A 13,340-nucleotide genomic window follows, 5' to 3' on the forward strand; every position below is an offset into this window, starting at 1 on the left:
GACATATTGGTAGGGCTTGTTTGAGCTGTCTTTATTATTTTTTTAGTTTTATGTTCATCCGTTATATCGCTGTGGCACGATTTACAGCCCACATTTATATTCGAGAAGTGCGTATCAAAGCGCTCCTTTTCACTATTGAAATTACGCTTTAAATTATCAGAATGGCAATCGGCGCACATGCCGTTCCAGTTTTGCAGAGGTTGCAGCCAATGGAGACGGTCGCTGGGTTTTACATCTTCGTTAGCGTAGTTGGCATACCAACGCTTTCCGCCTAGTGATTTAGCGCGACTATCCCATGCAAAGGGAAATACTTGGTATTTGCCTTTTTCAACTTCAATTAAATACTGTTGCAGTGGGTCAAAGCCAAATACATAACTTACGGTGTACGTTTTTTTGGTACCTTGCTCGGTCAAATCAATTAAAAAGGCCTCTTTTTCTTTATAAAAAACGGCTTTTTGAGAAAAGTGGGTCGCAGTTATATTATTAAAATCACCAAGCACGGTATCTTTATTGGCTAAAGCCATTGAGTTTGCATGGTCTGATTGTTTCCAATCGAGGGTTTGTTGTTGATGGCAAGACTGGCACTCATCATTTGCAACCGCTGAAAAACAGCTGCATAAAAAAAGAACANACAAGACTGGCACTCATCATTTGCAATCGCTGAAAAACAGCTGCATAAAAAAAGAACAACAAAAAGGCTGTTTTTTATATTTATCATTTTAGAATCCACCTTTAATAGCACACTAATGCATACTTAAAACTAAATAACGGGCCGCAGCTAAGTACTCAATAAATGAGCTTTGCCTTTAAGCTGAGACTATTATTAGGCTTAAGTAATAGTGAGAAATTGAAAAATTAATTTCAAAATATCATACATCATATGTTTGCAATATTGTTATGTTTTGTTTAGTGTAGCGATATTGTGATTTATAAACGCATTATTTACAACTCAACCATTAAATTAACTAGCCGTAATAGTCTAATATAACCAATATGTTAGCTATGGTGTAATTAATATTTTTTAGCTATGTGCTTAACTATTATATTAAATAGGAAACTGTGATGAATAAGCTACTTGTTCTTCTTTCTGTATGTTTAGGCTTTTGCGTTAGTGCTAATGCAATGGCAAAAGCACAAACAGAAAAACCTAATATTGTTTTAATTTTTGCTGATGACGCAGGTTTTGGTGATTTTGGCTTTCAAGGTAGTACGCAGCTTAAAACACCTAATTTAGATAAACTTGCCCAAAGCGGTGTTCGTTTTACTCAAGGTTACGTAAGTGATTCTACTTGTGGCCCTTCACGCGCAGGTTTAATGACGGGTAAGTACCAGCAACGTTTTGGTTACGAAGAAATTAACGTACCAGGTTTTATGAGCGATAACTCAGCACTTAAAGGTGCAGATATGGGCTTGCCATTAGATCAAAAAACAATGGGCGATTATCTTAAAGAGCAGGGTTATAAAACAGCGGTATTTGGTAAGTGGCATTTAGGTGACGCCGACAGGTTTCATCCTTTAAAACGTGGTTTTGATACCTTTTTAGGGTTTAGAGGTGGCGACAGAAGCTACTTTAACTATTCAGAACAAGAAATGAAAAATGGAAACAAACATTTTTTTGATAAAAAATTAGAACGCGACTTTGGCAATTACGAAGAGCCAAAAGAGTACTTAACCGATGAGTTAGGTAAAGAAGCCGCTAAATACATTGAACAAAACAAAGATAAACCCTTTTTTATCTACCTAGCTTTTAACGCAGTACACACTCCGCTTGAATCAGATCCTAAAGATTTAGCTAAGTTTCCAAACTTAACGGGTAAACGTAAAGAGCTTGCTGCAATGACCCTAGGGTTAGACAGAGCCAGTGGTTATGTACTTGATAAACTTAAAGAGCTAGGCTTAGATGATAATACTATTGTGGTTTTTTCAAACGACAACGGTGGCCCATCTGATAAAAACGCCTCAAATAATGCACCACTTGCAGGGACTAAATCAAACCAGTTAGAAGGGGGCATTCGTGTACCATTCTTAATTAGTTGGCCAAAACATATTAAACCAGGTTCGACTTACGACTACCCAGTAAGCACACTAGATCTACTGCCTACTTTTTACAGTGCCGCACAAGGTAAGGCGTTAGGTAATGATATTGATGGCGTTGATTTACTCCCTTATATTCAAGGTAAAAACACAGCACGCCCACATAAAGTGATGTACTGGAAAAAAGAAAACAGAGCTGTAATACGCGATAACGATTGGAAACTTATTCGTTACCCAGACCGCCCAGCAGAGCTATACGACCTAAGCACAGACATTAGTGAACAAACAGATTTAGCAGCAAAAAATCCTGAACGTGTTAAAACTATGTTTAAATCATTGTTTGAATGGGAATTAACGTTAGAGCGTCCGCGCTGGTTATTAAAAAGAAAATACGAAAAATACGATATAGACCGCATGGATAAATACCGTTTACCAGCAACTCAACCTTAATAACGCATAGGTAATAATAATGAAAATAGAATCTGTTGAAGCGCTTTTAGGCTGCGTAGGAAAACGTAATCAGCTATTAGTAAAAGTAGTAACCGAATGTGGCATAGTTGGCTGGGGCGAATCGGGCTTATCAAATCGAGAGCAAGCAGTTATTGGCGCGATACATCACTTTGCTGGATTTTTGAAAGGACAAGATCCACGTAAAATTGGCCGTATTTGGCAAGAGCTTTACCGCAGCCATTACTTTGAAGGGGGCCGTGTAATTACGGCTGCTATTTCAGCCATTGATATTGCTCTTTATGATATTTTAGGTAAGTCACTACAAGTGCCTGTTTATCAGTTGTTAGGGGGCAAACAACGCGAACATATAGCGTGTTTTGCGTGTTGTTATACAGAGGCCGATCCTGATAAATTTGACGATTTAGTTAAAGAAGCAAAAGCACTTATAGCGCTAGGTTGGACAACAATAAGAGTGATACCGAGTCGTTTTGACGACCCTGTGTTTTTTGAACCACAAGAATCTATAACGCGCACAGCGCGTTGTTTAAATGAGCTGCGTAAAGTACTTGGGCCTGATATTACACTCGGTATTGATTACCACCACAGATTAAGCGTGGCTGAGGCAGCTTCGTTTTGCCAACGTTTAAAGCCCGATACACTCGATTTTATTGAAGAACCGATTCGTCATGAATCTCCTGATGCGTATAAAACGCTGCGTACTTTAACGCATATTCCTTTTGCTATTGGTGAAGAGTTTAGCTCTAAATGGGCAGCTAAGCCTTATATAGAACAAGGGCTTACTCAGTATTTACGTGTTGATGTGTGTAACATTGGTGGCTTAACAGAAGCAATGAAAGTGGCTGGTTGGGCTGAGGCACATTATATCGATGTTATGCCACATAACCCGCTTGGCCCTGTGTGTACAGCAGCCACAAATCACTTTGCAGCAGCGCTACCAAATTTAGGCTTAATGGAAACGCACCAAGGCCCGTTTAGTGAGTTTGGCGCTCATGATCCACTTCTTTTTCCTAAGCAGCATGTGTTAACAGGCAATAAATTTACTATTCCTGAAGTACCTGGTTTAGGTGTTGAAGTGAATGAAGCCGCGTTTAGATTGGCAACCCCTGTAGAAACCGAAGCGCCGCATTTATCAAAGGGTGATGGTTCACATACTAACTGGTAACTTGTTTAGAGAATTAAATGAATACACTTACAGCGACTGTTTTTGATAACACACTAAATTTTGTAGGCGAGGGGCCTTTGTGGCACCCGATCACACAAACGCTTTATTGGGTTGATTTTCCAAACCATATTTTGCACAGCAAAAAAGGCGACCATAAAGTTGAGCAACGCTTAGATAATATGGTTACCGCTCTGGCTTGGGTAAACAATGAAACCCTATTACTAGCAAGTGATAAAGGCCTAAATACCTATAATACCAGCACGCATAAGCAAACTTTTTTGTGCAGCGTTGAAGCAGATAAACCTGACAACCGCAGTAACGATGGGCGTGCCGATCCGTGGGGTGGGTTTTGGATAAGCACAATGCACGGCGATGCTCACGAAAACGAAGGGGCAATATATCGTTTTCACAACGGCGTACTTACTCAAGTTGTTAGTGATTTAACCATACCCAATGGTATTTGTTTTGATAAGTCGCGTGCTAGAGCTTATTACGCAGATTCAAAAACGCAAAAAATTTACCGATTTGACGTCGACTCACTTACGGGTTCGCCAATAGGAGAAAGTGTGTTGTTTTTTGACTATTCAAGCTCAGCTGTATCACCTGATGGCGCTGTAATTGATAGCGAAGGCAACATGTGGATTGCACTTTGGGATGGCGCACGTGTAGATTGCATATCGCCCGAAGCTAAGGTAATTCAAAGCTTAGCGACTCAAACACCTCGCCCTACATGCCCAGCATTTGGTGACGATGGTACAACACTTTACGTAACGTCAGCACAATGTGGCCTAGAAGATACCCCATTTGATGCTATACCTCACGGCGCTACGCTTGCATTTAAAAATGCGGTAAAAGGCGTATTTGAGCCTTGCGTTAAAATAGACGGTTTTTAATTTTACGTATTCACTTTAAATATTAATTTTGTGTTTTTTCCTCTTATATTAATTAGATGTGAGAGGAAAAACACATTGCACATATAAACATCATATGTTTATATTGTTTTTACTAATTCTATCAATGTTATTCTTTTATATGTTGTAGAGCACTCATTACCAACACAGTAAAAGTATAAAAATAAAACTAAGGGTAATACATTGAAAGACACACACACACAATCAACAAAAGCAATTAAGTACTCCCTCATTGCAGCATTTGGCGGATTTGTATTTGGCCTAGATGCGGCCAATATATCGGGGGCGTTACGCTATGTTAGTTCGCAGTTTGAGCTAACCAGTTTACAAACAGGTAATGTAGTGGGTTGCGCCATTGTTGGCGTAATCATCGCACTTTTTTTTACTGGTACTTTATGCCAAAAATTTGGTCGTAAAAAGGTACTTATTGGCATTGCTTTAACATATTCACTCTCTACGGTTATTTCTGCTTTTGCGGTAAGTTACCCCATGCTGGTTGTTGGACGCTTTATAGGAGGGGTCGCATTTGCCTCCATAACCGTCTCAGCCATGTATATTGGTGAAATTGCACCCGCTAATAAACGCGGCCAATTTGTATCAGTTAATCAGTTACTTATAACGTTAGGTAGTTTATTTGCGTTTGTTGTTAATTACTTTTTTGTTAAAAACATGGGCTCAATTGAATGGTTAAATGAAGCAAATATTTGGCGTTATATGCTTGGCTTTGAAATTGTGCCTAATATTATTTGGTTTTCGTTATTAATGACGATTCCTGAATCGCCGCGCTGGTTAATGAGCAAAAAACGTGATGAAGAAGCACGCGCTGTATTCAAAGGTATGGGGATCAATAACGCCGATACCGAAATAGTACTTAATGATATTAAAGCAACCATTCAAGAAGATTCAAAAAACAGTGCACTAGAGCAACTTAAAGTATTGTTTAGTAAGCCTATGCGTTTTGTTGTGTTACTTGCTGTATGTTACGCAGTAGTGCAGGGCGCAACCGGCATGAACGCCGTATTGTTTTATGCACCTACCGTGTTTGAACAAATAGGTATGAGCGTCGAAAACTCATTTTTACAAACAATAGTACTTGGTGCGGTATCTGTATTATTTACATTGGTCGCCATATTCTTTGTTGAAAAACTCGGCAGAAGAACATTAACCATTACCGGTTTGCTGCTTATTGCTGTTGCGCATGTATCAATTTGGTATGGTTTTGAAAATGCCACGTACTCACTCAACAGTGAAGCAATAACCAAAGTTGCAGAGCAAAAAGTAGATATTACAAAGCTGCACGTTTTCGAAAATAAAATATACAGCACTGATGTTGCACTAAAAGCAGATTTAGCCACTATTTACAGTAAAAAAGAGCTACCAGTTGTTACCGGTGCAATTATTAATGCTTCTATAAATATTAGTCCTGCGTATGTTTTATTTGGATTATTCGCATTTTTAGCCGCCTTTAATATGTCGATAGGGCCAATAATGTGGGTGATATTCTCGGAGATATTTTCAAGCCGAGTACGCAGTGTTGCGTTACCCTTTGCCGCCTTAGTACAGAGTATTTCTAGCTGGAGTATTCAGCAGTTTTTCCCTTGGCAATTAGAGAACATGGGCGCAGCAAATACGTTTTTATATTACGGAGGCGTCGCTATTGTAGGCTGCATTGTTATGGCATTCATACTTCCCGAAACTAAGGGCAAGTCTATTGAGGCCATTGAACGCGATTTGGTCCCTGGGCTCAATAAATAAGGAATATAACTATGTCATCACGATTATTAAACGAAGTTGCTATTGTCACTGGCGCAGCCGATGGAATTGGAAAAACAGTAGCACGCGTATTTTGTGAGCAAGGCGCTAAAGTGTGTGTTGCTGATATAAATAAAGAAATGGGTGAAAGTGTTGTAGCAGAGCTAAAAAGCAAAGGGTTTGATGCTATTTTTGCTCATACCGATATTAGCGACGAAACGGCTATAAAAAACATGGTTAAAAAAGTAGTTAATGAGCTCGGCAAGCCCAGTATTTTAGTTAATAACGCGGCTTTAATTAGCCCCGGGCGAAACGTAGATGACGTTACTCCACAAATGTGGCGTGATAGCTTTGCGGTTAATGTTGAAGGTATGTGGCAGTGTGCTGTAGCCGTACTTGAGCATATGAAAGAGTTAGGCCGTGGTAGTATTATAAATGTAGGTTCTGTGCATTCTTATAAAATTGTACCGGGGTATTTTCCGTATGCGGTAACTAAGCATGCGGTTATAGGGCTAACTAAAAACTTGGCCGTTGAATACGCAAAGCACAACATACGAGTAAACGCACTGTGCCCAGGCATGATAGAAACACCTATGGCGTTTAAGTCGTGGGAGCAAACAGACGATCCGCAAGCTTCACGCAAAGCAATGGGCGATGTACATCCTCTAAAACGAAATGGAACAACTGAAGAAATCGCTTACCCAGCCGTGTTTTTAGCCAGTTCAGATTCGAGTTTTATGACGGGGCAAAGCTTAATCATTGATGGCGGCCGTTCTGTAATTTATCACGATTAAAGTGCTTAACTTAACACACTGTAAGGCTCATGGTTTTGAGGCTATTTTGCTAAAAAATAGTGAGCTTGCTATTACAGTTATTCCTCAGTTGGGTGCAAAAGTCATCTCTATTGTAAGCTTAAAACACAATAGAGAGTGGCTTGCTCACGATAAACAAATCACTTTAAAACCTGCAAAAAACAATGATTTCTCTGAGCATGATAGCGGTGGTTGGGATGAATGTTTTCCGGGTATTTCTCCTCAGCTGTACGAACATATCCCCAATAAAACACATTTTTCACATGATCATGGTGAATTGTGGTGCCAAGCATGGCAAATAACTAATACCCATATTAGCGATGAAGAAATAATACTTAGCTTACAAGCTGAGGTTTTTGACTCTACTTTTACATTTATAAGAACGTTTACCTTAAAAAAACACAGTAAGCGGCTGCTTGTTGATTACCACGTAAAAAATAACACAACTCACAATCTCCCTTTTGTTTGGTCAGCGCATCCTATTTTTGCCATAAAACCAGAGATGCGTATTTTAATAAATAACAAACATATGGAGTTTAAAGTTGATGAAGGGCTAAGTCATTTTTATAACGTTAATAGTGCCTTTATTAACTGGAGTGAGTGCTCAATTAAAGTCCCGCCGCTAAATAAAGTTATGCCCTATAACAGTGGTTTTGCAAGTAAGGTTTTTAGCAAACACTTAAATACGGGCACTCATAAAGATCTAAATATAATTGTAAAACTGGTTGATGATAAAGCTCAGCAAAGCTGCGGGTTTGAATTTTCATCAACAAACATAAGTCACTTGGGGCTTTGGTTTAATTACAACGGTTGGTCTGCCAATGAGCAGCTACCCCCTTTTGTACTTGGGATAGAACCTTGTATAGGCAATAGCGATTCTTTACACAAAGCCATGGCGAGTGAAGAAGAAGGCTTAATTAAAAGCAATGCTCATAAATCTTGGCATATGAGTTTTTTTGTTAACTAAATGTATTTTGTGTTTGCTCAATCAAACATCATATGTTTAAATAGTTATTATGTATTAAGGCCTGTGTGTCTTACTTTAGTCATTTAGCCCTTAGGGTGTTGTAGATAATAATGGAGCGACAGAATGCTTTCTAAACAACTGTATATTGGTGGAAAATTAATAACGAGTGACGCAACGACCGAAATTATTAATCCTGCAACACTCGAAGTTGTAGGCGAAATTTCGGCTGCAGGTATTAATGAAGCAAACATGGCCTTAGAGTCTGCGCAAGAAGCATTTTCAAGTTGGTCAACAACGCCTGCAACAGAGCGTGCTCAATGGATGCTTAAACTGCGTGATGCAGTAATTGCAAACGAGCAACACTTACGTGAATGCGTACATTTAGAAATGGCTAAACCATGGCAGTCAACCGCTGACGACTTTCAAATGTTAGTTGATAGCCTTAATTTTTACGCTGATGCCATTGTTAATATCGCCGATGAAGAATTAAAAGATAATGAAGGTACACACAGCCATGTTCTTTCGCGTGAGCCTGTTGGTGTAGCGGCTGCATTTTTAGCATGGAATTTTCCATTATTAAATTTGGCTTATAAATTAGGCCCAGCAATGGCTGCGGGTTGTCCGCTTGTAGTAAAACCGTCAAGTAAAACGCCTTTGTCTGCTTATGCTGTAGGCGAATTATGTGAACAAATCGGCTTGCCAGCAGGTGTGGTTAACATACTTTCGGGCACGGATAGCACCGTAGGCGATGCCATTTCAGCGTCAACTATTCCTTCTGTACTTACTTTAATTGGTTCTACTAATGTGGGTAAGCATGTAATTGCAACAGGTGCTACGTCAATCAAGCGTTATTCAATGGAGCTTGGTGGTAATGCACCTGCCATTGTATGTAGCGATGCAAATTTAGATAACGCAGCCGATGTGATTTGTGGCGTTAAGTTTGCCAACGCAGGGCAAATTTGTGTTACCCCAAATCGTGTATTTGTACACGAAAGCGTTGCTGATGAATTTATTGAAAAAGTACTTACTCGTGCAAAAGCAGTAAAAGTTGGTTTTGATAAAAACGAGGCCATTGATATGGGCCCCGTTATGGATGCTAACTCATGGCAACGGATTGATGAGCTAGTTAAAGATGCACAGCAAAAAGGCGCTAAATTACAATTAGGTGGTAAAAAACCTACAGGCGTTAATGGGTATTTTTACGAACCAACCGTACTCACAAATGTTGATTCGAGCATGAATCTATACAAAGACGAAATATTTGGCCCTGTTATTAGTATTATTACGTTTAGTGATAACGAACAGGTACTTAGCGATGCAAATGACACGGACGCTGGTTTAAGTTCATTTATTTTTAGTAGTAACGAAGAGACTATTTCTTACTTTGCAAAACATTTACGCTTTGGCGAAGTACAGGTTAACGGCATTAAATACAGCATTAATCTACCTCATTTTGGTATTAAGCAATCGGGCGTGGGTGTTGATTGTTCGTTGTTAGCTTTAGATGACTACCTTGCATATAAACGTGTTTCTCGCGCGTTAAAGGTTTAAGGAACAGACTATGAAAATCACACAAATTATTAGCCACGTTTTACAGTACGACCTAGAAGAAGAACTTGGTTATTCGCAGCAGTATTACGCTAAACGTACCGCACATTTAGTTGAAGTTCGTACCGATATAGGTATTACAGGTTGGGGCGAATGTTTTGGCGGTGGCGGCGTTGCGTTTGCCAATAAAACAATTGTTGAGCATGTAATTCAACCCATGATTTTGGGCATGGATCCACTCGACAGAGAAGTGATTTGGCATAAAGTTTATAACTTACTGCGCGATCATGGCCAAAAAGGCATGCCTATTCAGTCTTTATCTGGTGTAGATATTGCTCTGTGGGACATTGCAGGTAAATTTTTAGATCAACCCGTTTATAAGTTACTAGGGGGGGCTTTTAGAGACCGCATTCCGGCTTATGGTTACGGCATGATGCTACAAAAATTTCCAAACCTGGAAGAGCGCTTTACCGAAGAAAGCCAACGCATTAAAGAAATGGGCTTTACGGCCATGAAAATGAAAATAGGCCTTTCGCCAGACCGCGATATAAAGCTTGTTGAAGCTGTGCGTAAGGGTATTGGCCGCGATATGCGCCTAATGGTTGACGCTAACCATGCATATACAGCGCGCGAAGCTATTCCGCTAGGTCGAGAGCTGCAAAATTTAGGCGTGTACTGGTTTGAAGAACCGGTTGCACCAGAGGATCATCAAGGCTATCGCGATTTATGTGAAGCACTTGATATGAGCATTGCCGGTGGCGAAGCAGAATTTACTCGCTGGGGCTTTAGAGACTTAATTAAAAACCGCTGCGTTGATTTACTCCAGCCAGAAGTGTGTGCGCTCGGTGGTATTACCGAATATCAAAAAGTATTAGCTATGGCACACGCGCATTTTGTGCCTGTTATAAACCATGTGTGGGGTTCGGCTATTGCGGTAGGTACTAATCTACATTTATTAGCTGCGTTACCTGATTTACCAGGTGCTGCACACCCAGTACAACCTATGCTTGAGTACGATACAACGCCAAACTTATTTAGAGAGCAGTTATTGCAAGAGTCTCTAAATATTAACGAGCAAGTTAAAAATAACAACGGAACAGTTGCGCTACCACAAGGTCCAGGCCTTGGTATTGAGCCCGACCTTGATTTTATTAAACATTACGAAGTATCAATTTAATAAATAAGGGCAAGGCTTATGAGCGATAACAAAAGCAACTTACCAGCATTAATTGTGGTTGATTGGGGAAGCTCTAACTTTAGAGCTTTTTTAGTCGATGGCAAAGGCAGCATTTTAGATACTGTTAATGGTGAACAGGGCGTACTTTGTATTAAAAATGACTGTTTAGAAACCGTATTACTTAGTTATATATCAGGCTGGTTATCAAAGCATAAAATGCCGATTATTATGGCGGGTATGGTAGGCGGTGCTATAGGTTGGCAAGATACAGGCTATGTAAATGCGCCAGCTAATCTCGGTAGTATGAGCGTAAACCTTTGTAAAGCAAATAATAAAGCAGGCTTACAAATTAGTATTGTGCCGGGTGTTAAATACGTTATGGAAAATAATGTATGCGATGTAATGCGCGGTGAAGAAGTACAAGTATTTGGCGCTGTATTAGATGTAGAGCAAACAGCGGGTGAGCTAAGTAATCAAACATTGAGTGAGACTATGTTTTGCCTACCCGGTACTCACTCTAAGTGGGTTCAAGTTGCAAAAGATACTGACCAAAAAACGGTTATTACAAGTCTTAGTACGTTCATGACCGGCGAAATGTTTGATTTATTGACTAAACAAAGCATTTTAGGTGAAGGGCTAGAGTCACTAGATAAAACACCAACAGATATGCCAAGTTTTTTAAAAGGCGTTGGTGTTAGTCAAGTTCAGAGCAGTTTATTAAGTGCATTATTTAGTGCGCGTACTTTAAAGCTAGATAAACAATTAACGCTGCAAAACGTACCTAGTTACTTATCTGGTTTACTTATTGGCGCTGAGCTTGCGGATATTAAAAGTAAGCTAAACGACATTAAGCAAGTTTATTTAATTGGTAACTCAAGTTTAAACACTCTCTATTGTGAAGCATTAAAAGAACTCGGCTTCACTTCTTCTATTTTAAACAGTGCTACGGCATCTACTAAAGGCATGTTTACACTAGCTGTACAGGCCGGTCTTTTAACTAAAAAGGAAACTCAATTATGTCATTAATTACGTTAACTCATGCTATGAAGCAACTACCACTGATTGCTATTTTACGCGGTATTACACCAAATGAAGTGCTTGATTATGCAAAAGTACTTATTGATATTGGTTACCGCGTTATTGAGGTGCCACTTAATTCTCCTGAGGCATTAAAAAGTATTAAGTTATTAAGTGATAAATACGCAGATATAGCCATTATTGGCGCGGGCACGGTTGTTACTAAAGACGAAGTTGATCAGGTGATTGAAGCGGGTGGGCGTATTATTATATCGCCGCATAGCGATGTAGAGGTGATCCGTTATAGTAAATTAAAAGGATTATACAGCGTACCAGGATTTTATACACCCACTGAAGGTTTTGCTGCACTGCATGCTGGTGCCGACGCGCTTAAGTTATTTCCAGCAGATACAGCTGGCCCAAAAGGCTTAAAAGCAATTACAACGGTGCTTTCTAGTATTGATATTTACCCTGTTGGCGGTGTATCGCCTCAAAACCAGGACGAATTTGTTAATGCAGGGGCAACTGGTTTTGGTTTAGGAAGCGGCTTGTATAAAGCCGGAATGGGTTTAGAAGAATTTACGACTAATGCTAAAAATTATGCTGAATATTATCTTTAATTAATTTTTAATAAAATTGCGATAAAACGTTGTTGTGCTTGCATCGCTACTCATCATTCCTCTCACAATAAATGATGAGTTAGCGGTGCTATTTAAAATAAATTAAATATCCATTAACTTAGCCAAATTGGCTTTAGCATCTGCTAAAAGCTTTTCTGTAAGGGCTTGTGCTTTTTCGCTATTACCGGTGGCAATAGCATCAAATACTTCTCTGTGAAACGGAATAGAAGCATGATTACTTTGTGCACTTTGGTTTGTTACTTTAATACTCACAAGCAACGCTGAAAAAATAACGCATTCCATAGAAATAAATAGCTCATTATGAGAAGCGCGTAAAATAGCGCCATGAAAATGCGCATCAGCAATAACAAACTTATCTAAATCGCTTACCGAGCTTTGCATTTCATTTAATGCATCTTCAATGGCTTTAATATCTTCAGGCTCTGCGCGAAGCGCTGCAACACTCGCTGCTTTGGGCTCAAATGCTAAACGAAATTCCATTAATTGAGTTAAAAACTCAGGATTAAGTGGGGCGCTTAAATGCCACGCAAGAACATCATCGTCAAGCAACGCCCAGTTATCACGGGTTTTTACGCGAGTGCCAATGCCTCTGCGTACATCTAAAAGCCCTTTACCAACAAGAATTTTTACTGCATCACGAACAACAACTCGACTTACTTGAAAACGTTCAGCTAAACGGTTTTCATCATCAATCAGTGTGCCAGGAGTGTATGTGCCAGCAACAATTCTACGGCCTAATTCTTTAGCTACCTGTACCGGTAAGCTAGGTGACATGGCGCTGCTGCGTCTTAGATCGTAGTATGTTAATTCGCTCATAGTATCTTAGTGTCCGTATTATTTATTTATAC

General features: G+C 39.6%; 12 protein-coding genes. 10 read left to right on the forward strand and 2 right to left on the reverse strand.

Going from position 1 to position 13,340, the window contains the following annotated elements:
* On the reverse strand, nucleotides 1-644 hold a 644-nt coding region (locus I6F49_RS20545), incomplete at its 3' end, for a multiheme c-type cytochrome (RefSeq protein ID WP_331461434.1).
* A 418-nt stretch (nucleotides 645-1,062) separates the two neighbouring features.
* Here I6F49_RS20545 and I6F49_RS01290 point away from each other — a divergent pair.
* The 10 genes from I6F49_RS01290 to I6F49_RS01335 all read left to right on the forward strand — a co-directional run bounded on the left by I6F49_RS01290 (nucleotide 1,063) and on the right by I6F49_RS01335 (nucleotide 12,471).
* Nucleotides 1,063-2,484: a sulfatase gene (locus tag I6F49_RS01290; protein WP_197178064.1), complete on the forward strand. Its 1,422-nt coding sequence runs from the start codon at nucleotides 1,063-1,065 to the stop codon at nucleotides 2,482-2,484.
* 19 nt (nucleotides 2,485-2,503) lie between these two features.
* Entirely contained in the window at nucleotides 2,504-3,667 is a 1,164-nt protein-coding gene (locus I6F49_RS01295; protein ID WP_197178065.1) for a mandelate racemase/muconate lactonizing enzyme family protein, read from the forward strand.
* A gap of 17 nt (nucleotides 3,668-3,684) precedes the next feature.
* The gene (locus I6F49_RS01300) at nucleotides 3,685-4,560 is read left to right on the forward strand and encodes an SMP-30/gluconolactonase/LRE family protein (RefSeq protein WP_197178066.1); all 876 of its coding nucleotides are present in this window, start codon (nucleotides 3,685-3,687) and stop codon (nucleotides 4,558-4,560) included.
* Nucleotides 4,561-4,761: 201 nt separating this feature from the next.
* Nucleotides 4,762-6,333, forward strand: a complete 1,572-nt coding sequence (locus tag I6F49_RS01305; protein ID WP_197175037.1) for a sugar porter family MFS transporter — start codon at nucleotides 4,762-4,764, stop codon at nucleotides 6,331-6,333.
* A gap of 11 nt (nucleotides 6,334-6,344) precedes the next feature.
* Nucleotides 6,345-7,124, forward strand: a complete 780-nt coding sequence (locus I6F49_RS01310) for an SDR family NAD(P)-dependent oxidoreductase (RefSeq protein WP_197178067.1) — start codon at nucleotides 6,345-6,347, stop codon at nucleotides 7,122-7,124.
* Nucleotide 7,125: 1 nt separating this feature from the next.
* Nucleotides 7,126-8,109, forward strand: coding sequence for a hypothetical protein (locus I6F49_RS01315; RefSeq protein WP_197178068.1), 984 nt, complete (start codon nucleotides 7,126-7,128; stop codon nucleotides 8,107-8,109).
* Nucleotides 8,110-8,232: 123 nt separating this feature from the next.
* The gene (locus tag I6F49_RS01320) at nucleotides 8,233-9,660 is read left to right on the forward strand and encodes an NAD-dependent succinate-semialdehyde dehydrogenase (RefSeq protein ID WP_197178069.1); all 1,428 of its coding nucleotides are present in this window, start codon (nucleotides 8,233-8,235) and stop codon (nucleotides 9,658-9,660) included.
* A gap of 10 nt (nucleotides 9,661-9,670) precedes the next feature.
* Nucleotides 9,671-10,834 (forward strand): mandelate racemase/muconate lactonizing enzyme family protein, encoded by a 1,164-nt coding sequence (locus tag I6F49_RS01325; protein WP_024594150.1) that lies wholly within the window; start codon nucleotides 9,671-9,673, stop codon nucleotides 10,832-10,834.
* An 18-nt stretch (nucleotides 10,835-10,852) separates the two neighbouring features.
* A complete protein-coding gene (locus I6F49_RS01330; protein ID WP_197178070.1) occupies nucleotides 10,853-11,860 on the forward strand; it encodes a 2-dehydro-3-deoxygalactonokinase in 1,008 nt (335 codons plus the stop codon).
* Nucleotides 11,851-12,471 carry a 2-dehydro-3-deoxy-6-phosphogalactonate aldolase gene (locus I6F49_RS01335; protein WP_165739258.1) on the forward strand — a complete coding sequence of 207 codons (621 nt, stop codon included), beginning with the start codon at nucleotides 11,851-11,853 and terminating at the stop codon, nucleotides 12,469-12,471. The genes I6F49_RS01330 and I6F49_RS01335 overlap by 10 nt, the downstream gene beginning before the upstream one ends.
* A gap of 102 nt (nucleotides 12,472-12,573) precedes the next feature.
* Here the strand turns inward: I6F49_RS01335 and I6F49_RS01340 are convergent, their stop codons facing one another.
* The gene (locus I6F49_RS01340) at nucleotides 12,574-13,308 is read right to left on the reverse strand and encodes a FadR/GntR family transcriptional regulator (protein WP_197175043.1); all 735 of its coding nucleotides are present in this window, start codon (nucleotides 13,306-13,308) and stop codon (nucleotides 12,574-12,576) included.
* Nucleotides 13,309-13,340 lie beyond the last annotated feature (32 nt).

This window comes from Pseudoalteromonas sp. SWN166, assembly GCF_015864485.1.
Taxonomy (GTDB): Bacteria; Pseudomonadota; Gammaproteobacteria; order Enterobacterales; family Alteromonadaceae; genus Pseudoalteromonas.

What these genes read in the sequence shown, in the direction of transcription:
- I6F49_RS01290 (WP_197178064.1), top strand. Translation starts at nt 1,063, where the DNA reads ATGAATAAGCTACTTGTTCTTCTTTCTGTATGTTTAGGCTTTTGCGTT.
- I6F49_RS01295 (WP_197178065.1), top strand. Translation starts at nt 2,504, where the DNA reads ATGAAAATAGAATCTGTTGAAGCGCTTTTAGGCTGCGTAGGAAAACGT.
- I6F49_RS01300 (WP_197178066.1), top strand. Translation starts at nt 3,685, where the DNA reads ATGAATACACTTACAGCGACTGTTTTTGATAACACACTAAATTTTGTA.
- I6F49_RS01310 (WP_197178067.1), top strand. Translation starts at nt 6,345, where the DNA reads ATGTCATCACGATTATTAAACGAAGTTGCTATTGTCACTGGCGCAGCC.
- I6F49_RS01320 (WP_197178069.1), top strand. Translation starts at nt 8,233, where the DNA reads ATGCTTTCTAAACAACTGTATATTGGTGGAAAATTAATAACGAGTGAC.
- I6F49_RS01325 (WP_024594150.1), top strand. Translation starts at nt 9,671, where the DNA reads ATGAAAATCACACAAATTATTAGCCACGTTTTACAGTACGACCTAGAA.
- I6F49_RS01330 (WP_197178070.1), top strand. Translation starts at nt 10,853, where the DNA reads ATGAGCGATAACAAAAGCAACTTACCAGCATTAATTGTGGTTGATTGG.
- I6F49_RS01335 (WP_165739258.1), top strand. Translation starts at nt 11,851, where the DNA reads ATGTCATTAATTACGTTAACTCATGCTATGAAGCAACTACCACTGATT.
- I6F49_RS01340 (WP_197175043.1), bottom strand. Translation starts at nt 13,308, where the DNA reads ATGAGCGAATTAACATACTACGATCTAAGACGCAGCAGCGCCATGTCA.